At 28.9% G+C, this 26,515-nt stretch carries 18 protein-coding genes; 11 read left to right on the top strand and 7 right to left on the bottom strand.

Translation table 4 applies throughout. The features are described from left to right. The 7 genes from T390_RS03635 to T390_RS0100365 form a co-directional block, all read right to left on the bottom strand. A partial coding sequence (locus tag T390_RS03635; protein ID WP_036435908.1) for a hypothetical protein occupies window positions 1-184 on the bottom strand: 184 nt, incomplete at its 3' end. Between the two features lie 162 nt (window positions 185-346). Continuing rightward, window positions 347-1,666, bottom strand: coding sequence for an ABC transporter ATP-binding protein (locus T390_RS0100340; RefSeq protein WP_027334574.1), 1,320 nt, complete (start codon window positions 1,664-1,666; stop codon window positions 347-349). Beyond that, complete coding sequence (locus tag T390_RS03640) at window positions 1,659-3,221, bottom strand: ABC transporter ATP-binding protein (RefSeq protein ID WP_051590823.1); 1,563 nt, start codon at window positions 3,219-3,221, stop codon at window positions 1,659-1,661. Before T390_RS03640 ends, T390_RS0100340 begins: the two co-directional genes overlap by 8 nt. A 9-nt stretch (window positions 3,222-3,230) precedes the next feature. Next, window positions 3,231-4,247, bottom strand: a complete 1,017-nt coding sequence (locus T390_RS0100350) for an ABC transporter permease (RefSeq protein ID WP_027334575.1) — start codon at window positions 4,245-4,247, stop codon at window positions 3,231-3,233. Window positions 4,248-4,250: 3 nt separating this feature from the next. Further along, a complete protein-coding gene (locus T390_RS0100355; protein ID WP_235732212.1) occupies window positions 4,251-5,309 on the bottom strand; it encodes an ABC transporter permease in 1,059 nt (352 codons plus the stop codon). 43 nt (window positions 5,310-5,352) lie between these two features. Beyond that, on the bottom strand, window positions 5,353-8,223 hold the full coding sequence (locus tag T390_RS0100360; protein ID WP_027334577.1) for an ABC transporter substrate-binding protein: 2,871 nt from the start codon (window positions 8,221-8,223) through the stop codon (window positions 5,353-5,355). Between the two features lie 11 nt (window positions 8,224-8,234). After that, window positions 8,235-18,221 carry a PDxFFG protein gene (locus T390_RS0100365; RefSeq protein ID WP_027334578.1) on the bottom strand — a complete coding sequence of 3,329 codons (9,987 nt, stop codon included), beginning with the start codon at window positions 18,219-18,221 and terminating at the stop codon, window positions 8,235-8,237. A gap of 210 nt (window positions 18,222-18,431) precedes the next feature. On the opposite strand from T390_RS0100365, the gene T390_RS0100370 reads away from it, so the two are divergent. The 11 genes from T390_RS0100370 to T390_RS0100415 all read left to right on the top strand — a co-directional run bounded on the left by T390_RS0100370 (window position 18,432) and on the right by T390_RS0100415 (window position 26,514). Continuing rightward, window positions 18,432-19,664, top strand: coding sequence for a class I tRNA ligase family protein (locus T390_RS0100370; RefSeq protein WP_027334579.1), 1,233 nt, complete (start codon window positions 18,432-18,434; stop codon window positions 19,662-19,664). Between the two features lie 44 nt (window positions 19,665-19,708). Further along, a complete protein-coding gene (rlmB, locus tag T390_RS0100375) occupies window positions 19,709-20,407 on the top strand; it encodes a 23S rRNA (guanosine(2251)-2'-O)-methyltransferase RlmB (protein ID WP_027334580.1) in 699 nt (232 codons plus the stop codon). 19 nt (window positions 20,408-20,426) lie between these two features. After that, window positions 20,427-20,978: a hypothetical protein gene (locus T390_RS0100380; RefSeq protein WP_156930729.1), complete on the top strand. Its 552-nt coding sequence runs from the start codon at window positions 20,427-20,429 to the stop codon at window positions 20,976-20,978. Between the two features lie 60 nt (window positions 20,979-21,038). Further along, a complete protein-coding gene (gene rpmG / locus T390_RS04020; protein ID WP_084260943.1) occupies window positions 21,039-21,191 on the top strand; it encodes a 50S ribosomal protein L33 in 153 nt (50 codons plus the stop codon). Next, window positions 21,191-21,418, top strand: a complete 228-nt coding sequence (gene secE, locus T390_RS0100385) for a preprotein translocase subunit SecE (RefSeq protein WP_036435909.1) — start codon at window positions 21,191-21,193, stop codon at window positions 21,416-21,418. Before rpmG ends, secE begins: the two co-directional genes overlap by 1 nt. Window positions 21,419-21,427: 9 nt before the next feature. Further along, a complete protein-coding gene (gene nusG, locus T390_RS0100390) occupies window positions 21,428-22,027 on the top strand; it encodes a transcription termination/antitermination protein NusG (protein WP_027334583.1) in 600 nt (199 codons plus the stop codon). Window positions 22,028-22,106: 79 nt separating this feature from the next. After that, window positions 22,107-23,159, top strand: a complete 1,053-nt coding sequence (locus T390_RS0100395; protein WP_027334584.1) for a YihY/virulence factor BrkB family protein — start codon at window positions 22,107-22,109, stop codon at window positions 23,157-23,159. A 152-nt stretch (window positions 23,160-23,311) separates the two neighbouring features. Beyond that, window positions 23,312-24,028 carry a UMP kinase gene (gene pyrH, locus T390_RS0100400; protein WP_027334585.1) on the top strand — a complete coding sequence of 239 codons (717 nt, stop codon included), beginning with the start codon at window positions 23,312-23,314 and terminating at the stop codon, window positions 24,026-24,028. Beyond that, window positions 24,028-24,579, top strand: coding sequence for a ribosome recycling factor (frr, locus tag T390_RS0100405; RefSeq protein ID WP_027334586.1), 552 nt, complete (start codon window positions 24,028-24,030; stop codon window positions 24,577-24,579). Before pyrH ends, frr begins: the two co-directional genes overlap by 1 nt. A 103-nt stretch (window positions 24,580-24,682) precedes the next feature. Further along, window positions 24,683-25,195, top strand: coding sequence for an MAG0490 family ComEA-like DNA-binding protein (locus T390_RS0100410; RefSeq protein ID WP_027334587.1), 513 nt, complete (start codon window positions 24,683-24,685; stop codon window positions 25,193-25,195). Next, window positions 25,120-26,514, top strand: a complete 1,395-nt coding sequence (locus T390_RS0100415) for an MAG0480 family ComEC-like protein (RefSeq protein WP_027334588.1) — start codon at window positions 25,120-25,122, stop codon at window positions 26,512-26,514. Before T390_RS0100410 ends, T390_RS0100415 begins: the two co-directional genes overlap by 76 nt. Window position 26,515: the final 1 nt, after the last annotated feature.

Genomic DNA, 26,515 nt, shown 5'->3' on the forward strand with positions numbered 1-26,515 from the left:
TTATATCTTTTATATTTGCTAAATCCGCATCCAATGATTTATTTGGATAGTCAGCGGGAAACTTATTATTTGCTCCTATATATAAATATAAACAAGCCACAATTACCCCAAAAGTCAAAACGACAAATATTAAGGAAATCATTAAGCCCAAATTTACTTTAGCAAGAATTTTACATTTATTCACAATAAACCTCCTTCTCTCATTTTATTTTTTTTTTTTTTTGTAAAGTTATTTCAAATATTTGAATAATAAATGGTAATTTTTCCATATATAAAAAACACATAGTCACAAGTAGCTAAATGTCTATGTGTTTTATTTTTTATTATAAGCCTGTTTTATAGGTTTTTAGATTTCTTCATTTTTCTTAAATTTCTGAACTTCTTCATCAGAAGCTAAGACAAAGTGCTTATTGCCTAAATCCTGTCATTTAGGTTGATTATCTAATGTATAACCATGTGATCTTGGATCATATTCACGTCCTAGTAGTGAACCTTTTTCATTTTCAATAGAAGGGACTGCATCTAGTAAGCTTTTAGTATATGGATGGAATGGATTATTTATAATTTCATCAGTAGGGCCTACTTCAAGCAATACCCCTTTATTAATAACTGCGATACGATCAGAAATATATTCTACCATTCTTAAATCGTGTGCGATAAATAATATAGTTAAGTGATATTTTTCTTTGAGAGCGTTAAAGATATTAATAACCTGTGCTTGAATAGAAACATCAAGAGCACTAATAGGTTCATCAGCAATTAGTAATTTAGGTTGTAAAATAACCGCACGACAAATTCCTAAACGTTGCTGCTGACCCCCTGAAAACTCAAGTGGGAATCTATCTAAAACAGATTCATCCAATCCAACCTGTTTAAGCATATCAATGATTAAAAGTTTTTTGCATTGTTTTTCAGTAAAACTATTAGATTCATCTCTTTCTTTTTGTCTTTTATCTAAAAAGTCTAATATACTTTCCATAAATTTAGGGTCTTTATCAACTAATTTATCAAGTTGGCTTCTAAAAGTTTTATACACAAATTCGTAGCCTTCATCAAGATTACTTTGATGATTTCTAAGAGCTTTTAATGGGCTTGTGTAAATAATTAAGTCTGAACTTTGTTTTGCTAGTCTTTCGTTTATTTCTAAAAAAGTAGCTTCATCATAAATTGTTAGGTAAATAAATCTTGAGTTTTTAATATTTGTTAAACCTTCGCCAACAACATCTTCAACGTTCTTAAATGGATTTAATGAGTTTGTTGGATCTTGGAAAATCATTTGAACTTTATTAACCATAAAGTCAATAAGCTTTTTATAATTTTTGCTTCATTTGAATACTTTGTCAAAATTTTTAGGAATAGTTCTACCTAAAATTTTAATATATCCAAAGCTATGAGGTGTTAAACCAATTATGGCTCTGCCTGTGGTTGATTTACCACTGCCAGATTCACCAACTAACCCCAAAACCTCTCCGTCATAGATGTTTAGGTTTAAATCTTTAATAGCTTTAAACTCTTTTACACCAGAACCATAAGTAATATCTAAATTTCTAATTTCAACCAAAATATCTTTATTAGGATATGCATTAAGCATTTCTTCAGTGCCGGACATAATTTCGCGAACTGCCACCTGGTTAAAATTACGCTTTTCAACATAATATTTACTCATGTTTATGCTCCTTCTTTGAATTGTTTGGCTGTTTTATAGAAGTATTAGTTTTTCTTTCTTCTAGAATTTTATTTCTTTCGTCCCATAAGTTTTGAGCTTTTATATTATGCTCATTTGCAAGTTTTTCGAACTTTTTAAATTCTTCTTCAGAAATCATCATGTTTTCCACAGAACCAACTTTAGATAAAAGTCTTTCATCATACTTACTTCATAAGTTTTGAATAATTTTAGGTGGTTCATAATGAGGCGAATTCGGATTCAATAAATTACTTTTTACAAAGTGAGTAGGTGATATTTGGTAAAAAGGAGGTTCCTCTTTAAAATCAACGCCGAGTGCATAATCATTACGGACAGTAAAGGCATCACCTTCAATATTATTTAAATTAGATGGAACAGCTCCGCGAATAACTTGTAATTTTTCTCCTTTATTAAAATCAGGCATTGACGTAATTAAACCTCAAGTATAAGGGTGTTGTGGATGTAAAAGGATTTCTTCTTTTGTTCCCGATTCAACTATTTGACCGGCATACATAATATTTATGAAGTCAGCAATGGAAGCTACAACACCTAAGTCGTGAGTAATAAAAGCAATCGCAATATTGAATTTTTCTTGCAGTTCTCTAATAATATCTAAAACAAGAGCTTGTACAGTTGGATCTAAAGCTGTAGTCGGCTCATCCATAACTAAAATTTTTGGTTTTAATGATACAATCGCTGCTATTGCTATACGTTGAATCATACCACCCGAAAGTTCGTGGGGATAAGCTTTCATAACTTGTTCAGGGTTATTAATCTTAGTTAATTGTAAATACTTGATAGCTTCTTTATAAGCTTCTTTTTTATTTTTAACAATTTTGTTAACTAACATACCTTCAATGATTTGATTTCCAACTTTCATTGTTGGATCTAAAATAGACATAGGGTTTTGGAAAACTGCTGAGACAATTCTACCTCTTAGTTTAGATTTTTCTCAGTTATAAGGTGTAAAGTTTTGAACTTCTAAGCCATATAATCTAATTTTTCCACTTTCAATTATGACATTCGATCCAGTTAGTCCATAAAGTAATGAAGTAATAACGGATTTTCCACTTCCAGATTCTCCAATTAAGGCGTGTACCTTACCTTCATAAATTTTTAGACTTGGACCACGTAAAACTAGATTCTTTTCTTTGGGGTTTGCTGGATTTTTAAAAGTTAAATAAATATCTTCAATTTCGGCTGCAATTTTAGTGTCTTGGCCAAAAACTACTTCGCTTTTGGTACCTGCAAATACATCTATTTCTTCTTCAGCTAACTTTTTATTTTTTCTAAATAAGTTTGTAAATTTTATTCATAGTGTTTTGATAAGTCTGCCTTTTTGGACTCAGTAGTCTTTGAAGTTTCTTCAAAATCCTTTTCCTTTTTCTGTTTTAATTTCCATCATATCTAAAGGAGCAGGATTATTTTTATATTCTAAAACACGCGGAAATTTTTTGCTATATCCTAATGTGTTTTTATCTACTTTTTTATCTTCTTGAATTTTTAATTCAACTGTTTTATAGTCTTTTTCTATCATTTTAGGCCTCTATCTTTGTCTTAATAAACTATCTTGAACAGCAGCTGACATAAGCTGAATTGAAGTAGTTACCAAGATTAACATAAACGATGGAATTAAAACATAACGTGGATAAACAGTAAAGATTTTTGAACCTTCTGAAATTAAATTACCAAGTGTAGCTACATTTGGAATAGATAAACCAATGAAAGCTAATGATGTTTCAGAAAGGATAATGCCGGGTATATGGAACACAATTTCAGTAATAAGTAATGGAATTAATACAGGTAAGTAGTTTGCTAAAACTTTATATGTTGGAGTACCTAGAATTTTTGAAGCACTAACTCACTCAAATGATTTAGCACGCAACACCTGAGAACGCATTTGGTTTGCTATACCAGCTCAAGAAGTGAAGGATAACGCAAATACCATAACTCAGAATGTAGGTTTTAAAATAATAGTAATAACAATAAGAATAATTATTGAAGGCACGTTTGAGATAATCTTAATAATAAAGGTCATTATCTTATCAAACACTCTAAAATGCCCCATCATAATCCCTATAATTAAACCAATAAACACTTGAATAAATGTAGCTACAAATGATAACGTAAGCGAATATCTTAACCCATATCATAATCTCGCTCAAACATCACGACCAAGAGCATCGGTTCCTAAAATATGTCCATTCGTAAAGAATGTTTCAAAACGTTCTGAGTCATTAACGGTTAAAGGATCAAATTTTGTCGTAAAAGGCATAATCATAGCCAAAATAATCAAAAGCATTAAGGTTACAAAACCAAACACTCCAGCAAATGATCTACTAAAACGGTAGAAGAATTCAACAAAAGTATTTTGTTTTTTGTGCATTCTTCCAGTTTCGCTAAACTCAAATAAATTACCAATGATCTGCCATTCTTTATGTTGCAAGGGTTGTAAAAATGGATTTGGAGCTAATTCTTTACCCATTTGATTAGTAGGGCTTTCATTTCTAAGTTTTGCTTTACGTGCTCAATTAGAGAATCAATCTTTGAATTTATTTGCCATTGATTAACCTCTCTTTCTAACCCTAGGGTCAATGATTTGATATAAAGCATCACGGCAAGTATATGAAAGTATTGTTAATAATGAGAATAATGTAACCATAAATAGAATAATGTTATAGTCCTTAGATGTAATAGCATTTAACAATAATCCACCCGAACCGGTAATAAAGAATATTTGCTCAATAAACATAGAACCAATGAAACTACCAAAAATAACAACCGGGAAGAATGTAGCTATTGGGAATAATGCAGGTTTAATTGCGTGAGTTCAAACAAAACGAGTTTTTGAAATACCTTTAAGGTAGCAGAATTTAGCGTGTTGAGAATTAAGTTCCCTATTTAGCTCAGTTCTAATATATTTAATATAAACAATAATAGAACCTAACGACAGGGCGAGACCTGGCAATATGTAAGATGACATATCAGCCTCATTAAATAAATAAGGTAATTTGACTTGTCTTCCTATTAATAAGAGCCATAAGGCAAATATTAATGATGGAATAGATGAGAAAATTGAAACTACTAATGTAGCGATATGGTCAGGCAATTTATCAGGATTCATACCAACATAAACACCTAAAGGAATACCAATTACTAAAGTAAGCATAACCGAGAAAATACCTATTAAGAAACTCTTATAGAATCTAACCCAAACGAAATCATTAATATGTTCTCCAGGGAACACAGATAATGAGGTTCCAAAGTCAAATTGAACTAAGTTTTTTAAGTAGATAAAATATCTAATAATTAATGGTTCATTAAGACCATATTTTTCTTCAGTAGCCTTTCTTGACGCTTCATCAAGCCCAGCAGTTAAACCTGTTCCACCAGGCACAGAATTAATTAGGAAGAATGTAATCGTAATAACAATAAATGCAATAATTAAAAACTCTGCCAGAATTCCTAAAGTTTTTAAGAAAACTCTTAATCAATGACTTTTAACGTTAAAAAGTTTTTCATTCCACTTGAGTTTTTTCTTATGTTTATTTTCAAAGTCAATGATTTGGTTATTATCAACTATTTTCAGTTTTGGATCTAGTTGAGTTAAATCATCAACAAACATATAACTCTGGTTTGTATCAAATTTTTGAATCATTTATTCCTTTCTATTCTTCTTTTACTTCTGTTGGAAGATTTGGTTTAGGTGGTCTTGCTGTGTCATAAGCAAACTGAAGTGAATAAGTATATAAACTATCTGTTCCATTAACTCTAGAAATTTCTCAATACGTATCAACTTCCATTAAAGGAACAACTGGGGCACCATCTCTAACTATCTTTTCTAAAGCTGCAATGATACCGAAAGCTTTTTGCTCAGTTCAACCTTCTGATAGTTCTTTTGGTGTAAATTGGTTAGTGAAAAATGATGTATATCTATCTGTAAATTGACTTGAAGTTTCTCCATTTTTTTGGAAAACTAATTCAAGCATTTTATCTCAGATTATTTTTTCAATTCTTAGTCTTTTTCTTGTAGTTTCAGCTAATCTATTATTTGAAGAATCATCAAGCAGAATTTGATTGTTTTCATCTAATTTATAGCCTAATTTTCCAAAATAATCACTGTAAACTCATGAACCTGATGGATTATTTCTAAAACCTGTTTCCTTCGCATTTTTAGTATCAATACCGTCAGGTCTGAAGAATACTTTTATATAACTATATGCATCTGTACCAAAGGCATCAAAGTTTTTATAAAGTAAGTCAAACTGTCCTTTAGTTCTAAAGTCTTCATAAACATTTTCGGGCAAGCTTTTAATTTCAATTTCAACAAAATCTCCAAATGCTTTACGCATAAAGTCTTGAAGTGCTATACCCGCATTTTGTTGTTCATCAGATGAGTTAGAAATATATCTTAATTTTACGTGTTTAACTGTAGGATGAGCTTTTTTGTAAAGCTCTAAATAACTTCTTGCAATATCTAAATGAAATGCTTTATCTGTTCTATCAACGTGCTCAAAGTTATAACTCTTTGATAAGTGGTCTAAGTGTCTATAGTTTTGAACTGGAATATCAATTTTATCATTTACCTTTGTAAACATGTAATCGTGGTCAAATGCTAACTCAATTGCATCTCCAAATGATGATGAACCTTGACCAAAGGCTGTCCAAGTAATAACAGGGTATGATGAGTTTCAACCTACAATATTAAGCATTTCATTTCTATTGATTGCATAATAAATTGCATTTCTTAGATTTTCATCATATATATAAAGACTTTCTTTATTTTGTATTTTTTCATATCTCTCTTTATCAAGATTAAACGCTAAAGCAATAGTACCAAAACCAGAAGATTTTTTCATATGTTTTCTAAATTTTAGATTAGTTCAGTATTGCAGTTGTTGAATTGCAGGTATTCTAGTAGTTGCAATGTATTGATCGCTATATAAAGCTGAATTAATATTTGGATCTGAACTGAAGAAAATCTTAATTTTATTTGACATTGTTTTATCTGATGAATAATAGTGAATATCTTTATTTAAGATTACATACCCCTGAGGCCCTAAAACAACATCACCTAAATTGAAGGCACCATTTGTTAAGAATTTGTCTTTGTTGAAGCCAAATTCGGCAATTCCACCATTTAATTCAACGAATTTTCTATTAATTGGAATTAGGTGACTTTGCAAGTCTTGTAATACGTTTGAAACCGAAGCAGGTTCACTACTTGAATATTCAACCCTAATTGAATATTCATCTAAAGCAAGCTGTCTTGTATACCTAAAAGTTTTAGCATCAAAAGTATTAACAAAATCATTATTAACTGTGTTTTCTTTATATAAGGCATTCACAGCTTTTGTGTACTCATCTTTATTATCATCAGAATATTGGATGTTTAATCTATTTTTTAGTTTTTCAGATCTTTTTAGTAAATTATTAAATTCTTTAGTGAATTTTTGTCTTCTGTCTGTAAATAAGTACTTTTTGATTTTAACAGGAACTCTTTGAGGAATATTTTCAAGTTCCTTTGGGGTATGTTTGCCATATAAATAATCATAATTTGGAAGCATAATTATAGTTTCATCTGCATTTATATCAAAATCAGGCGAGAAAGGAATACTTGATAATATTTCTTTATTTGAATAATTTCAATATAGACGACCTGAAAATAAGCCTAAATTACGAACAGCGTTTTCTAAATTAGCTAGTATTCCAGCTTCCTTAGTTTCCATTTCTTTGACTCATGAGTCTGTTTTATTAATGTTTTCAAATTTTCTACTCTTTTTAATTGCTTCAATTTGAGAAGGAAATAATTTGTATTCAGGATCAAAAAGATCGTACATTATTTTACCGTTAATATTTTTTAATTTTGGATATTGAAATGGATTTTTGTAAGCAATACCAAAAGTTTTAATGTAATCTTGCTGTGCGTCAACGACATTTTGAGCATGACTGAATTTTCTTTGCAATAAACTAGTTAATTTTTGACTACCAGTTGATAAATCAAGGATATAGTGAATTGCATCAATAATGTCATCTGCATTAACTTCATCGCCATTACTTCATTTACTGTTACCATCATTTAATAAAGCCATCATAGATTGAACTTTATTATTATTCATTACAACGCTAATAGGTTGGTATCTTGATCCATCGGCACTTAAAGTACCTGTTGCTGATCCCAACGAACCTAAATCATAGTATTGTCCGGTTCTTTCATCACTCGCTTCAATACCGTTAAAATAATCGTCTAAAGGCTTATTATTATTTTGATAAACGCCCATTTGAATTTCAGGTAAGCCTAAAATTCTTTTAATTGATTCACTTGGCCCAGTTTTCAAAGGAGATTCTACTAATGAAGGAAGAATTCTATTAACTGATGCAAATCTAATGTAATTCAATGAGTTGATAGGTTCAGAAACCAAACCTAAATCATAGTCTCTTACATTATTATTTGTTTTATTGCATGAAGCTGAAATCAAAACTGCAGAAGTTGCAAAGTTAACAGCAATAGTATTTAATAATATTTTTCTATGTTTCATTACTCTCCTTTCTATTTAACTCCGTTAAATTGATCATTTATGAAGATTGTAGGTTCATAAATTTTTTCATTATTTTCATCCAAAATATACTCATAAGCTTTATTTCTGTCTACTTTATATTGAGAAATTTTAATTGGTGCTTGCGAGAATGTTTTACCGTTTTCAGCCAATGAGTGTCAATCACCTAAATCAACTAATAATTTGTCTTTTAAGCCCGCAGAATCGCTTGAGAAGTAAATTTCATAGCTATGTCCTGGAAGCAATAAAGCATTTCTATATTTAGACATAATTGCATAATCACTTGCTCAAGCTACAAAACCAACACCTTTATGATGACCATTTTTATCTGTGAAATCATATTCTTCGTCAGCCAATGTATGGCGAACTGATTTATCTCCAGCATCATATTTTTCTTCATTTTCAATATTTTGACTCTTGTAGTAGAACATATTGCTTGTGTTTTCTTTTGTTATTCTTAATGTTTTTATTTCACCTGTAGCCTTATCTTTAAATGCTAAGAAGTTAGCTTTATCAGCCACATCTGAAGTTAAGTATCCAAACATTGAAACGGCATCTTTATCCGAATCTCTTCAAATTGATGAAATATTTCTACGACCCACACCTTGTGATTGAATGTAGTATTCTCAGTAAGCTTTCGCTCTAGTTTTTACAGTTTCACCTTTTAGGTCTTTAATTCTGATAGTTTCGTCAACTATGTCTTTCCCTTTATCATCATATAACTTGAAGTTTAGAATATCACGGTATCATCTATCTTTGAATCAACCATTGTTAATTGATTGGAAATCTCCAAAGTAGTTATTTGAATAGCTAATTGTTTCACTTAAATTTTTATCAACAGACATAGTTCTTTTCTTGTGTTTGATACCTATCGCATTTGCTTTGTATTCTTGCTCTAAGTCAAATAAGTGTTCTTGTTCTACTATTGTATTAACAATTCCGTTTCTTCCTCTTGTATCTCTTAATTTAAGAGCTTTAGAAAGTCATTTTCTTGTCGCTGTGCCATCAACAATGTATTCTAAACCAGTATTTGATTCACTAATTCCAGACAAGAACGAAGGCATATTACCAAATTCATTTCTTGAAGGTGAGTAAGTAATTTGCAAGTTATCACGGTTAATTACTTCAGCAAAACTATATGTATAGTCAGAGAAGAATTCATTATATTTACGTTCATTTTTAGTCTTAAAGTAGCTTGTTACATCGTCTGATGGAGCTGTTTTAAAGGCACCTGTGGCCAATGATGAGAATACACTAAGCAAGTCAAATTTTTGTAATTGAACAGCAACAGTAGTTTGATTTGTATAAGCTTGTATTTTGCCATCAAACACTAAAGCATCAAATAAGTTAAGCTGTTCAACATCAACACTTAAATAATCAGCAATCTTTTTGTATGTTTTATTTAAGTCATCAACTGAAATTTCTCAAGTCTTCGTGTCTGGATTAACCATCTTGAATTCTTGTTTTTTGAATTCTCCATAACCTACATTTTTATCAAATATTCAAGCAAGATTCTTATTGTTTTCAAAATCTTTCAGACTTAAGTTTGATGTAAACATCGCGAACAATGACGTACTAAATCTTGTCATTATTTCATTTGCTCACATTTGATTACTTGTATCTTCATTTGCAAGAAATTCAAATTCACTGTATTTAGAAATGAGTGATTCTTTTTCGCTATTTGGTAAATCAAGTGTATTAATTTTGTCAATAACGTTTGTTTTATAGACTTGTTTGAATTTAGTTATGTCTACTTTTGAATTAACATAATCAACATTTCAGTTGACAATATTGCTATTTTCATCAAATGTAGATTGTTTAAAGTCAACTGTAATAAAGTCTAATCATTGTTGATAATCAGAGAATTCAACTTTAGAACCTAATTCACCGTTTTCACCTTTAAATAAGCCAAATAAACCAGTTAATGGATTGTTATCAATTCTGCTTAATCTATCTGTATAGTTAATGCCTACTTTTGAAATGCTTGCATATTCAAAATCTCTAGCATTTGAACCAGCAATAGTGGAACCATTATTATTTTTCATTAATCAAACAGCATGTGAAGCAGGATTATTCGTTACAAATAAAGGTGTATAAGTTGATAATCATTTTAATGTCTTTTTAGCTTGAAAAATAGTCATATATGTAGCTGGCAGGCTGTTTTTGAAGAATAAGTCGGCAAAAGCTTCATTAATGTTTGTGTTAGGAATATATTGTTTATCTTTGCTTATGAACAATACTTGACCATTCCCACCATTCATCATATTTCCAAACGAGTTACCAGAGGTGAATAATGTTCTCATTAATTCGCCGAATCCTACTGATTTATCGGTATTTCAGACAGATGGATTACCATAAATCATAGACATTGGAATATCTTGAGGAAAGGCGCTTGATTTATCCACTGAACCATTTAAGTTGTAAGGCTTAATTTTATTTGGAACACCCACTTTATATAATCCAGTGTTTACATCGCGAACAGAAACATAATCCTTATAAATATTTTTAAAGAATGCTGACACTTCACTAGGAACTGTATTTCCAAATAGGTTTCTAATCGCCGGATAATCTAACTCAATAACTGGATCTGCACTAAGTCTTGAATTGCCACCATCTCAACCGTTTATTGTAAATCTTATAACTATTAAGGACTTAATAGCTCTATCTATCATCTGAATTTGATCATTTACATATTTAATAGCATTAGGGTCATAATTTTTATCATTCTTATCATCTAAACGAACATTTAATGGAGCGCTAATAACTGGAGAACCATCAGCATTAAACATTAATACTTTGCTAATTAAAACATAATTACCTGTTGCAGGATCTTTTATACCTTCTACAACTTTAGGCTCAAGAGTAATACCGTCTTCAGTAGTAACACTATCAAATTTAACTAAATTGCCCATTCCATCTTTTAATACACCTTCAAGCATATTTATATTAGCATCTGTAAATACATATTCGCCGTTTTCGTCTTTAATCATATATTTAACAGTTTTTGCATTCTTAAATTTACTGTCAACAGTAGGGTTTAAAGTACCTGAATAAAAGTCAATAGCATTAATAATTCATAAATCAAATGGACTTAATCATTTCTCATTTTCGCCATCTAAACCATTTTGTTTTCTTCTGGCTGCTACGGCTTCTAACATTCCGGTATAGTTTTGTAAGAATCTTCTATTCTTGTTTGATAGGGCTTTTCGTAAATCTTGACTATCTAAAGGAACACCTCAAATATCTTTATCTTCTTCAAGAGATTTAACTGCGTCTGTTTCCTTATCTTCAAAAGTAATTTGTCCATTTTCAAGTTTAGGGAATTTGAATGTAGCATATTCACCATAATCTTGAACTACATCAAACTCATCTAAAAGACGTTTTGTATCCAACTCAACGTGAGTACGGGCTTTTAGATATAACTCAACAACATCTTTACTGTAGTAGTTATTGATGTTTGGCGTTGCATTAGGTGTAAGAGCACTAACAAATATTGGATTGCTTCCTCTGTTGCTTAAATCATGAGCTCCATTTAAAGTCATATGGTGGCCATATTCGTGAGCACCAACGAATTTTAAGAAGTCCGTTGAAATACCTTTAAAGTTAGGATCAGACATTTTTAAAATAGCTCATAAACCGACACGAGAATCTTTAGAAAAACCTAAATATGGTCCATTTTCAAGTTTATATTCAATATATCCATCTTCATTTATTCTTTTTGCTATATGTGGTCCATCTAATCATTCGCCCGCAAATGGAACATTTTCAAGTAATGAATCTGTTAAGTTTTCGTACGCTTCAGCAAAAAGATCATAAGTTTTTTCTCATGCACCTGTTTCAGGATTCTTAATTTCATTTTGTTCTTTTATTATTTTTGGAACAACCATCTTTTTGTAGCCTAGTGTGGACATTAAATCATTTACAACACTTATTACTTCTTTTGAAGCGTTTGCGTCTGCATTTAATTTAATGTATTTTGATGTATAACCCTTTTTAGTAGCACTATCAGTAATTTCGTAAGCAAAATCACCTTGAGTTGTTTCTCTCATTGTGAAGATAATTATTGTACCTTCTTTCGAAACATTGCTTAAGCTTACTTTGTGAATTACAGCATCAATTTCTTCATTCGTTGCACCGGGCTTAAGGAGTCTTTTCTTAGTTAAGATGTCAATAAGTTCAATTCTAGATTTTGCAACAATTAAGTCATTTGCATTTTCAATTGCATCGCCTAATTTGTTATTTGCAATCATTATTTGTTTTCTGTTATTGATTAAGTCATTGGTTCTTACATCAACAATTAAATCTGTTGCGACCTTAACACCTTTTTCAAATAATGGCATCAGTCTCTTATCAATATCAGCATCACCTAAATTAGTATCAAGTATTGCGTTGAATTTTTCTAGATATTTTTGAACATTAACTAATTGGCCATCTAATTTTTTTTCTGATTTCTTTAAGTTTTTATATGTTGCATTGAAAAATACTCTAACATCAAAAGCATCAGTAATTTTAGATTCATCAAATAGCTCTGTTTCATTGTTGAATTTAGCAAAACTATCAACATAATTATTAATATTATTTAATAGTTCTAATTGTTTTTCTAATTTCGTTCTTTCTACTGTTGCAGAACTAAATTTATTTATTTTAGCTTGAATATTTTGCTTAATTAAGTTAAGTTCTACTCCATTATTTTCCAGGCTGTGTTTAATAAGTGGATAGAACATTCTAGCGTATTTTTCTTGCATTCTATCAGTTCTTGCTCAAGCTTGACTTTCAAGGAATGCAAATAATAATGAACCATAACCGTGTTGTTCACTCGCAACAGTTTCAAGGTAAGAATTTAAGTTCTTGAATTCTTCTTCTAATGAATTTATGTAGCTATCTTTAATATCATTTTTGACTAATTCAAAATTAAATTCTTTAATTAATTCTTCAAGTTGTTTGAATAATTCTTTTGCGTTTTCGCTCGCAAGTTTATTCGTGTCAACAGATGCAAAAACTGTATTAATTTTCTTTTCAAACTGTTTTACAATCTCATTAGCAAAGTTTGATCTTTCGGTTTGTAATGAAACATTAGCATTTATTAATTTAATGATAATACCATGAATTTTATTTTTTATGTTTTCAAAAGAAGCAAAAATATGTGTTGCGCTGTCTTTAATTTCTTCAATATTAGAAATATAGGTCGTTATTATATTTTTTCATTCGTCCGATAGAACTGTCGATGAGTTGATTTCGTCAATAGTTCTTTTTCTATCTAATGAATCTTGATTAATGCCTAAAATACCTGTAGATTTAATTTGTCTTAAGAAAATACCGAATTTATATTCTTCGGGATATGTTTGAATTAATTTTGAAAATTCTTTTTTAAGTGATTGAATTTCAGCGTAAAGACTTGAATAACTAGAAGTTTGTTCTTTTTGTTTTAATTGTGCTTTATCAACATTTAAAACATAACTTGATTGATTAATTTCACTCAATGATTGTTTAGCTTGTTCAATTAAACTATCTTTTTGTACTTCAATGTTGATTTCTTGTAACAATTCAGATGCTTTTATATCAATAAGATTAGTTTTGTTAGCTTTTGAAGTTAAAATATTTTGAATATTTGCTAAATCGTTTTCATATTGTTGAAGTTTTTCTTTTCCATCTTGCAATTCAGAAGCAACTCTCGTTAATTCAGCTTGTGATGAAGCGTTCGCATTATAACTATCTAATTTTGCTTTTTCAGCCTTTAAAACTGCTATTTTAGTAGCGTAATTAGTTTTATTATCTTTGAAGTTATTTATACGATAAATAGCATCATTATAAGCTTCAACAGCAGTATGAACAGACATTCTATAATTCAATGTAATTTCTTTATTATTCTCATCAGTTAAATTCTTAAGATTGAACAAAATACGTCTAATTGTTTTATCAACCTCTTGTGTAGGCGCGTTGGTAAAACCTGTTAACACTTGTATGAAATTGAATAAGAATCTTTGAATATCTGTCGCAGGAACTTCTTCGGCTTCAACTTTTTGTTTCAATTCTTTAAGTTGAGTTTCATAATCCCTGAATCAATTGCTAAAGAAATCTAATTGTGCAAGCGATTTTAATCAATATTGAATAAACTCAGAATTCTTTTTAACTAAATCTTCTAATTGTGCTCTTTGCAATGTACTTAAATTATTTTGCGAAAGTTGAGCTAATGCTGATGAATTAGCATTTAATAGCTCGTTAATTTGCTTATCGTAGCTTTCTTTAATTGCACTATATCAGCTTTGGAATCTTAATGTTTGACCTGAAGCATCAGTTTCAACACTTTCGCTATTAAATGCCGATAATGAATTAATAATTGGGTCAGTTAACTCAATTATTCTTTGTTTCTTTGTTTTGTTTGTAGCTTTATCAGCTTCCAAAACAGTATTTAATTCTGAAATTAAATCTTTTTTACGAACTTCAAGAATTGGTTCAAGTTCTTTAATCTTTTCATCAGAACTATTTATAGCTTGTTCTAATTGGTTGATTTCTGTATCTAATTCACTAACTTGAAGATCAGAGCTATATTTACGTTTTGCGAGAACTTCGTCAAAATTGCTAAAATTCAATAAATCAATAATTCATTTATTTGAAAGTTTATTTGCTTCAAGTTTTTTAGTTATAAATTCAGAAATGTTATTGGATAAGACTGCATTTTGGGTTTCAAAAGTTTGTAGTAAATCAAATAATTTTTCATTTATTGTAGTACTATCAATATCTAAAATTGAGATTAAATGATTTCATTTGAATTCTGCTTCTTTTTTCTTAAGATCATTTACCTCGTATGCAATTAAATCTTCTTTGTATTTATTAGCGTTTTGTACTAAATCTGTTGCAATATTTATTGCTTTTTCAACATCATACTTAAACGATGCTAATTCTAATAATTGTTCGTATGCAACAAAACGAGAAATTGAAGCATTAGCTTTTCAAACATCTGCTAGTTTTCTTGTATCAGATAATAATTTAGAATAATCATTTAAGCTTTGAACGTTACTTGAATCTAATTTGTCTGTGGCCTCTACAACGTTTGAAATTGCTTGTAATAATTTAGCGAATTCATCTTGTTTATCGGCTTGTAAATCATTTTTGATTTTTACTAAATATTGGTTAATACCTAGTTTTCTAAATTCAATGTTTGAATCGGTTACACCATTTAAAATAAGGTCAAGGTATTCTTTTACTAATGTAGCATCAGAATCTATAAAATCTTTGAATTCATCCTCATTTTGGAAAATAGGAAATTCAGAATCAAATCCTAATAGTTTAACATCTTTAGGTAACTTTGTGTTATTGATATATTTTTTAAGTAAATTGAAAATGCTTGTCGTGTTTTCCTTATCACTTGATTTTTGGTCTTCATAGCTATCAATAAAGCTTTTTAGTTGAGTTAGAATGGTGTCAAGACTTTGAATTTCTTGACTTAAATTATCATAATTTATGTTTTTGGTTTTTTCTGGATATTTAGATTGTAATTCAGCTCAAGCATCATGAATTTTTGGACTATAAGCGTAAAATTGTAGATTTTCTTTACCTAAAATATTTTCTCTATCGTTAACAAAATCACTAATTCCATAAAAATCTCTTCAGCTTAAACTTGACTTAACATTTGCATCAGCTAGAGTTTCAATTGCAATAATTTCACTAGGGATATAAGCAATATCATATTGATAAAATGTATAGTCTTTAAATTCAACGTCTTTAGTATTATCATTCGTAAATGCATTTAATGCTCTACTAATTCTATTGCTATATAGATTTAAACGTTTAAAACCCTCGTTCAATTTTTCAGCATCTTTACTAAAAACAAACTCCTCTTTTGTAGGTTCAGTGGCTTTGTAATCGTTTCTATATGTATCAAAATCATCAACTAACTGTACAAAATTAGTCAAAATAATATTGTCATTAGAGTTATCTTTGCTGTACGAAATATTTGCAAAGGCAGCTAAATCAGCTTTCGCATTATCTCACTCAATATTTGCGGTATTTAATTCTTCAATTCTAGCAGTTTTAACTTTTGTAACTTCTTTAACAATATCGGTGCCTAAAGCAGTATTTTGTAGATTTTGAACAATAGCTTTGTCAGAATCATTTAATAAAGTTTGGTGTTTAATAAATTTTTGGAATTTTCTAATTTCTTTGTTATTAAAGTTAATTTTTTGGACATCTTCAACTGAGTCTAAAGTACTAATTTCACTTTCTAATTTAGCAATTCTATCTTGGTATGTTTTAATTGAAGCAGTACGGTTTGCAATAATGTTGTTCTTGCTTTCAATAATTGCTTTAGTACTAATTAAATCGTTAATACCACTTATTGTATTTCTAAGTGGAGCTAAAAGTAATTCTGCATCATTAATTCTATTAGTTAAATCTTTAATTCTTGTATCTAATTCAGCTTGTTTATTAATATCAGTAGATGATTGTCTTTCGTCTTTTAACTTTTGCAAGTCAGCTTTCATAACATCAATTTCAGCATTATTTTTTTCTAAATCTTTTTGAGCTTTATCTAACGCCTCAATAGCTCTTGTATAATCGGCAAGTTGTGTATCTAATGCACCAATTTGCGAAGTGAAATACAAGACATCATCCGATTTGTCTTTAGTGTTTAATGCTTGAGTAACTAAATTGCCTAATTCTACTCCAGTTCAGTTATCTTTTTTAGAAATTTTTTTAATTGCTTCAATAAATTTGTCATGAATTTCTTCGTAATCATTTTTGAATTTTTCAATCGCTTTATCAATTTGAAGGTAATTTTTAAGTTGTTCAAAATGACCGTTTGTTTCGTTTTTAGTAAGTATTTCGTTAAAACTTTGGTGAATAAAATATTGCGAACCATCATCAAAAACTAAAGTTAAAATCTTATCAACTAACTTATCAGTGTTATTGGCATCATTAGCTTTTACAAGTGAGTTTATAATAGTTTTTTCTTCTAAAAGTACTGTATTTGGGTCTATGTCGGAAAAATCTGCAGACTTAGATACAACTTTTTTAAGGTTTTCTAATTTTGTTTTTAGAATTTCTCTTGCTGTTTTTTCATCATTAGCTGCTATAACTGTTAAATATGGCGATTTATGAATTAATCTATTTTTTTCCACTTCTGAAATAGCAGAACTAGAGTATAAGCTGTTTATTTTTTTTCTAATTGCATAAACTTTTTGACCTTTTAAGGTTGAAACATTATTGATATTTCTAAAGTAATTTTTGTTAATTGTATCTGCTGAAATATTTGCGAAAGAATTATATTTTGCAATATTGGCCAAAAAGTCCTGTAATTCAGGAGCAGTTAAAATATTTTTGTTAATTTTATACGTTAAAGAATCTTGCATATTTCCACGACCATCAAGCTCTGAAAACATTGGCAAGGTTCCAAAGAAAGCATCTGGGAAGAATTTGATTGTAGTATATTCTTTGTTTTTGTTTGCGTGCGATCCAAGAGTAATACTATTCCCGTGCATTTCAACACCTTTAACAATTGAGAATGACTTAAGCGTTAAAATTTCTGGTCCTCATGAAACATTAGACATAAATCACTTTGTAAAATTAAAAAATTCTAACGGGCTGACCGCTTCGATGTACTGATTGTAAAAGTTAAAAGAACCATACTTAATGTTTAAATATGGAAGGGCATGGTGTTTTTGATAATACTTGTTTAAGTATTCATCTGTTGACATAATTGTATTATCTGCAAACTTAACGGTGTCAGCTTTAGGGTTGTATTCAATTTGTTTTTTATTATTGTGAATTTCAACAAAATTAGTTTTAGGTTCCTCGTTTCTAACGTCAATAAATGACGTGATTAAATCATTGGCTTTTGTTGGATTTATTTTACCGTGTTTGTCATCTGATTTTTGAGCATATGCATACATTGAACCTAAAGCAATAGCAGTAATACTACCTAAAATACCAGCAGATATTGCGTATTTATGTCAAACGTGTTTTTTAAGATTTAATTTTCCCATATTAATCTCCTAACTTTTGTATGGTCTAGTTAAATATAATATTTAAATTATAAATTAATATTTTTTTTATACTAAAAATATATAAAAATTAAAAAATGCCTATATTATTGCGTTAAAATGCACTTTTTTAGTATAAATATATGTTTATAAATCATTAAAACTAAAGCTGAATACTTAATGAAAAAATTTTTTATTAATTATAATTTAGCTATGTTAAAAATATATTTATGCGGACCAACGGTTTACAATAGTCCTCACATCGGAAATATGAGAGCAATAATTACTTATGACATTGTTTTAAAGGCTTATAGAGCTCTTGGCAAGGAATTTTCATTTATTCACAATATTACTGATGTCGATGACAAAATTATTAATAGAGCAATTACCGAAAATAAAACCGAAAAAGAAATAAGTGAATTTTATACTGAGGAATATTTTAAATTACTAGATGCCTTTGATATAAACACTATAACTCATATTGAAAAAGTTACTGAAAATATGGAACTTATTACAAGTTATATTTCTACACTTGTTGAATCTGAAAATGCTTACCTTGATAAAGACGGGAACGTCTGATTTAATGTGTTAAACAACCAAAAAGCATATGGCATGGTTTCTAACCAAATTTTAGAAAATATGCAATTTGAAGAACAAAGTAGCGAAAAGAAATTTAGTGCTGATTTTGCCTTATGAAAGAAGACCACTGTAGGTATTAAATTTAATTCACCTTTTGGTTCGGGAAGACCAGGATGACATACTGAATGTTGTGCTTTAATTAACAAACATTTTGGTCCATACGGAGTGGATCTTCACGGTGGTGGAATGGACTTAACATTTCCACACCATGAAAATGAAAACATTCAACATTATGCACTTTATCATCAACCTTTAGCAAAAGAATGATTACGTTGTGGTCAAATTAACTTGAATGGCGAAAAAATGTCTAAATCTTTAGGAAATATAATAGCTGCAAAAGACTTTTTAAATAAATTTGGTCCTTCAATTTTGAAACTTATTTTTACAAATGCAAAACTAACTGCAAATATTAATATAACCGATGAATTAATTGATAATATGATTAAGCTAGAAATAAAATACCAAAAACTGATTTTTAAATTTTTAACTAATTTTAAACAAGATGAATTAATTGACAATGAATCTGATCAAGTTATAAAAATGCTCGAATCGATTTCAAATACAGACTTTTCAAACTTTAATTTTATATTAAATGAAGAAATTAAATTATTCAACAAAACCCATTCATTGAATAATGCCAAAAATATATTTACAATTATTAACATTATTTACCCAGAATTAACCAGAATATCAAGATATGCTGAAGGTTTAAAATTGTTTGACGAATGAAACAGTTTTATAGGCAAAAAAGATTATGAAAATGCTGATAAAATTCGTACTAAATTAATTAAATCTAATTTTTATTAACATTTTTTAAAACAAACTTTTACAACTAAATTTGGAGGACTAATATGAAAGAATTATATTTGTGTGGAAGAAATTCTGTAATTGATGCAATAAAATCAAACTTACAAATTAAAGAAATTTATACTATTTCAAAATCACACACAGACAAATTAAAGGAGTTTTCAAATTATAAAATTGTTGTAAAAGATGCTAAATTCTTTGATGATTTTTCAAATGAAAATCATCAAGGTTATATTGCAGTGCTTAAAAATTTTCCAATATATGACCTCGATACTATCAAAAGAGATTGTCCTCAAAATATTTTAATTTTAGACCATATTCAAGATCCGCATAATCTCGGTGCAATTATTAGAACGACAAACGCTGCAGGAATTAAACATTTAATTATTCCAGTAGACAGAGCCGCAGACATTACACCAACAACGCTTAAAATAAGCTCTGGTGGTTTTGTGGGCTTGAAAATTATTAAAGTTAAAAGTATAGTTGCTACAATTGAAAAACTTAAAAAATGAGGTTTTTGAATCTACGCTTCAACTTTGGCTTCTAATTCTGTTCCATATAACAAAATTGAATATAACAAGCCAACTTGTTTAATAGTTGGAAATGAAGAAACAGGTATTTCAAAATCTGTTGAAAATGCTGCGGATCAATTAATTTATATCGAGCAAAAAGGATCAGTGCAGTCACTTAACGCATCTGTTGCAACCGGCATTTTATTATTTGAATTAATTAAAAATGATTAATATAAAAGTTAAAACATTTATGAAATTATTAAAAACAGAACCAGAAAAAATAGATGAATTACTATTAACAATGGATCGTAATGATATTTATGTTTTACTTTCATCATATTTTTACAGTACTATTAGTAAAATAGTACATTTTAATATAAAAAACATATTTGGCATACCTGTTGAATGCGATGATATAAGCTGCGACTTTATCCAAAATTCATGTAGTATCGTTAAAAAATACAAATATCGTCCAGAAGCCTCATTTATAACGTTTTTAACTAAGTCAGTTAAAAATTTTTGCTACACAAAAGTAAATTATTGAAGAGCAAAGAAAAGAGCTTTCAATTCAAATTGTGTTTCTTTAGATGAATTACATTATGTAGAAGATAAAAATTCGCTTGACGAAATGAACTATAAAATAGATGAATTAGACTATTTTCAATTTAATAATTCACTAAATCAAAACGATCTTAAGATCTTAAATATATTAAAATGTGAAAATAAAAATTTTTATACAACTCATAAACTAAACGAATATAGACAAATTCTGGTAAATAAAATAAATAATTTTTATAACTAACTTGAGCCAACATATTATTAAAATATATATTAAATTAAAATAATTATTTATAATTACCATATGTTAAGGAAAAAAGTTACATTAAGTTGTGAAAACTGTCACAGCTTAAATTATTCAACTGTGAAAAGTGTGAACAGTGGGGCAGAAAGAATTTTGTTAAACAAATATTGTCCAAAGTGTAAAGCTCACTCACTACATAAGGAAGAAAAATAATGAGTAAGGATCAAAGCGTAAATTCAATTAAGAAACCTAAAAATAAAAAATACTTATTTCGTCGTTTTGTTAAAGAATTAAAAAGGGTTAGATGACCTTCAGCTAAAAAAACTTGAATCTCTTTCGCACAGGTGGTTATCTTCACAATCATTTTCACTTTGGCGGTATTTAGTTTTACTGCATTAATGTACTTTATTTACAAACAAACAGGAATTCAAACTAGATAGGACGTATATATGAGAAATTTTCGTTGATATATGATTAGCACGGTTTCAGGCAAAGAAGAACAAGTTATTGAAGCTTTAAAAAACCGTGTTGTTAGTGAGCAAATAAGTGAATTTTTTGACGAAACCGCTTGTGAAACAGGTGCATTCAAAATGTTCATAAAACCAACTTTAACAGCTAAAGAAGCTGAAAAGAAATTAAAAGGTGAACCATACAAAGTAAAATACGTAAATATGTATAATGGATATATATTTATTAAAATGGAAATGGATGACTACGCTTGATTCGTAATACGTAACACTCAATATGTTACAGGTTTAATCGGTTCATCTGGTAAAGGATCAAAACCTACCCCAGTTTCTGATGCACAAATTCAAGCTTCATTCAAAAAAGAAAAATTATTGCAAGAAGAATTTGATGCCGGAATCGAAAAAGACAAGTTTAGTATTGGTGAAATTGTTGAAATAATTGACGGCCCATTTAAAGGAACACAAGGTAAAGTTCTTGAGTGTGATGATAGAAATCAAAGAGTTCTAGTTGAAATTGAGTACTTTGGAAAAAATGTTCCTACTGATTTTGATTTTGAAAAAGTTGTAAGTAGAGAAAAATAATTAAATTAGACAGCTGCGGCTGTCTTTTTTTACAGCTATTTTATGCCTAAATTTGTTAATATTTATATATAAGGAAAATATGAAGCGAAGTAAGGATATAATTTATTCAAACTTAAATATTAAAACAATGGAAAAAAAATATAATTCCGTATTAAAAAAGTCTACATTTAGCAAAAATATTTTACCAATAACCTATAAAACTCCGTTTTTGGAAAAAATTATTAAGTTTTTTATTAAGACAATTATGTTTGCTGTAATTCCTAGATCTTCATGAAAAAATAATCCAAAAGTCAATGAATTAATTAATAGAATATATCAACGCTTTTCAAGCAGGGATTTTGCTTTTATACCAGTTTCATTTGCGTTTTATTTACTGGTTTCATTTGTCCCGATAATGATATCCGTGTTCCTACTATTGAAATTATTACCATTAGGGCTTGAATGGCTGTTTTTCAGTGCTATTTTATCAAGAATTATACCTGGCGTAGAATCTCTTGTAGCAGGTGCACAATTTGGAGGTGTTGCAACTTACGCAGTTATAATACCTTTGTTTTTGGCTTCTTTATGAGTTAGCTCCGGTGGTTTTGCCAAATTTATTTACAGCGAAAACTATATTTATAGACACGAATCAACAGGAAACTGATTTTTGAATAGGCTTAAAGGTTTTATAACTGTTTTCTGGATTTCTATTTATATTTTTGTTTCAACAACACTGTACTTATACACCTATAAATTGTTCGGTTTCGCAACATCACACGATAAAAATGCTGAAAATATTTATTTCTATATTTCATTCTCTCTTTATCTTCTAGTAGGGCTTTATATAGGTTTTTCACTACTTTTCAAAATAAGTCCTGCATTCAAACTGTCATGAACTCAAGTTGCACCAGGGGCATTAATTGCATCTGTCCCAACTATTATTTTTATCTCTATCTTCGGTTATCTAACTTCATTAATTGACTACAAAAAATTCGGTGTGTTTGGAACATTTATGTATATCGCATTGTTGGTTTCGATTGCTTCTTATTTTATGTATCTTGGTATAATCGCAAATGAAGGTTATTATAAAACATATCACTCTAGATACACAATAAACAAAAAAACCTGATTTAAGAAGTTCATAAAACACTAAAGATTAATATGCTAAAATGCCTATTTTATAGGTATTTTATTTATTTTATTTAATAAAAGTGGTCCTGATTTTGCCGATTTTAAAATTCCTAAAATTAAATATTAAATTTTAATTTATAATTAAAATAGAATTTAAGAACATAAAGAGGAAAAATGAATCATAAGAAAATTTTAATTAAACTTTCAGGTGAAGGCCTTGTCAATAAAGAGAAACATTTAGCAATCGATTACAACCTTGTTGAAGATATAGCAAGACAACTTAAAGAAATTGTCAAAAAAGGCATACAAGTAAGTGTCGTTGTTGGTGGCGGAAACTTTTGGAGAGGAGCTAGTGCTGCAAAAAACGGAATTCCAAGAAATAGAGCTGACTACATCGGAATGCTTGCAACAATTATGAATGGTCTCGCTTTAAGAAGCGGTTTTGAAAAAAACGGTTTAAAAGCCAGAGTTCAATCATCAATTAATATCGATCAGAAAGTTGCAGAAAACTATATTAATGAAAAAACAATAAAATACCTTGAAGATGGTGAAGTTGTTATATTTGTCGGTGGTACCGGTAGACCTTACTTTACAACAGATACCGCAGCAACCTTGTTCGCCTCTGAAATAGGTGCAGAAGTAATTTTAATGGGCAAAAATGGAGTGTCAGGCGTATACGATTCAGACCCTAAAGTTAATCCTAACGCAGTCAAATATGACAAAATTTCTTATGATGATATTTTAGATAAAAAATTACAAGTTATGGACTTAACAGCTACAAGCATGGCGCGTGATAACAATATAAATTTAATTATTTTCAACATCAATGAAAAAGATTCAATCTTAAGAGCTGTTGAAGGAAAAATAGAGCACACAGAGGTTACAAAATAATGGAATTTGATATTTATTTATTAGAATTTGAAGAAGAAACTGAAAAAGTTTTAAATCACTATGTTTTTGAACTTTCTAAAATTTCAACTGGTAGAGCAAACCCGCAGTTAATTAAAGGTTTAAAAGTAATGTATTATGATACTTTAACACCGCTTGAAGAATTAGCTAATATCAGTGTTCCTGAAGCTCAACAATTATTAATTAAGCCTTTTGATCAAACATGTGTAAGAGATATTATTAAAGCGATAACAAATGCAAGTTTAGGAGTTAACCCAGTTGATGAAGGCAGCCAAATAAGAATTACATTCCCACCATTAACAACTGAAAGAAAAAGAGAACTTGTAAAAGGGCTTTCTAAACACACTGAAGTCGCTAAAGTGGGGGTTAGAAACGTTCGTCAAAACATCAATAAATCAATTAAATCTGACGATGAATTATCTGAAGATGTTCAAAAAAGATATCTTGATGATATCCAAAAACTTGTAGATAAAAAAATTATTCATATTGATGATTTAGAAGCTAAAAAAGAAAAAGATATTTTAGCTGTTTAATGTTAGTTGCCTACTGGGCAACTTTTATTTTGGTAAAAAACACTTGTTTTTATCATTTTTTTACAAATTTACATATGTGATCATTTTTCAACAATATTAAGTTATGAAAAGTAAAAAGTTTTGATTTCTTGGATCTTTCATTTTAATTGGTGCTGCTGTTTCAACCTCTGCAATTGTTTTTACCAATTCGAATACCAAAATAAAAGCTTTAGAAGCTAAGGATGGTCATTTTTTCGTCAATGTTTCAGGTGCCGTGAAATACCCTGATAAATACTACTTTGATCATCCCGTTACTTTTTCAGAACTCATCAAACTTATTGAACCAAAGCAAAATTCAAATTTATCTAAGTTTAGTTTAAATACCAAATATAACTCAAACACAACATTACACATACCTTATATAAATGAGCTATCAAAAACGCAAAATTATTATATTAAATGAGAAACTTTAAGCAGCGAAAAAGAGCTAATAGATAGAGGAATTAGTCAAACTATTGCCAAAAAGATAGTTAAGTTTAGAAAGGACAATAACACAGTATCATGAAAGGAGTTAAATGAATTAAAAGGAATTGGACCAAAAACAATAGAAAAGCTCCAGCAATTTTTAATTTTATAAGTCCTCTTATTTTTACATTAGTTTTTCCTATTTTGCTTCATTTATCTGTTAATGCAGCAGAAACATTTTTTATTTGAACTGTACTCTTTTTAGTTCTTTCGTTGATATTAGTTTTTATGAATTATAAATATTCATTAATTGTTTTCATATTATGCGCATTATATTTAATCAACCTTATTTTTACAAAATTAAATACATTTATGTTTGACGGTAATTATGAAATTGAAGGGTCTGTATTAAAACAAACAGATAAATATTTTATATTATCAAACAAAAATGAAAACATACTGGTTTTTAAAAATAATTTGAGAGAGGTCAACGAAGGATGTCACATTAGAATTCAAGGATTTGTGACGCACCACTTAGAAAATATCAAACTTGATTATACTTTTATAAAATCAAATAACATAAAATATCTTGTACACCGTCCACATATATTAGAAATTAAAAAGTATTCATATAACATATTCAATAACATTGAAAATTATGGTAGTCAGTATAAATATTTTAAATTGTACTGAAAAACAGTTGTTTTCGGTATTTATGATACCGATACTACACTAATTGAAACGCTGAAAAAGCTTAATGTTATTCACCTTATAGCTATATCGGGGATACATTTTGATTTATTGTTTCTTTTTCTGTTTTTTATTTTTAAACCAATTACTAAAAAATCTAGAATGTTTGGTGGTTTAATTTTTTTATTTTTATTTTCATATTTGACCTTATTAAAAAGTTTTATGTCAGGATTACGTGCTATAACAATGCAAGCAACACGTAACATTAATAAGCAACATAACAAAACTTTTCAGCCTTTAGATGGTTGATTAATTGCTGCGTTTGTTATATTTTTATTAAATAATAATAATGTATTTTCACTCTCTTTTATACTCACATTCACATGTTCATTATTCACAATATTAATTCCAAATATATTATCTAATATACCTATAAAACAGGTTTATAAAAATATTCTTGTTGGTGTTATAATCTACATAATACTGATACCATTTATGTTGAAAATAAACAAATGATTCAACTTTTTAGGAATTTTTATTGCATTATTTTTATTACCATTATTTGAACTAATATTTATATGTTCAATATTATTGTTTTGAAATACTGAAGTTTTAAATTTATTCTATAGAGTGATCAACTATATATTAGAGTTTTTATCAAAGAATACACCAGCAATTAAAAATAATCTTGAAGTTAGTTGATCGCTAATTTTTTTAAGCTTATCCATCTGGTGTTTTGGAATTACGATAATAAATCAAATAAAAAAACCAGCAGATGCTGGAATGGTTAACTTTCGTTAAT

Source organism: Mycoplasmopsis felifaucium ATCC 43428, from assembly GCF_000687775.1.
Classification (GTDB): domain Bacteria; phylum Bacillota_I; class Bacilli_A; order Mycoplasmatales; family Metamycoplasmataceae; genus Mycoplasmopsis; species Mycoplasmopsis felifaucium.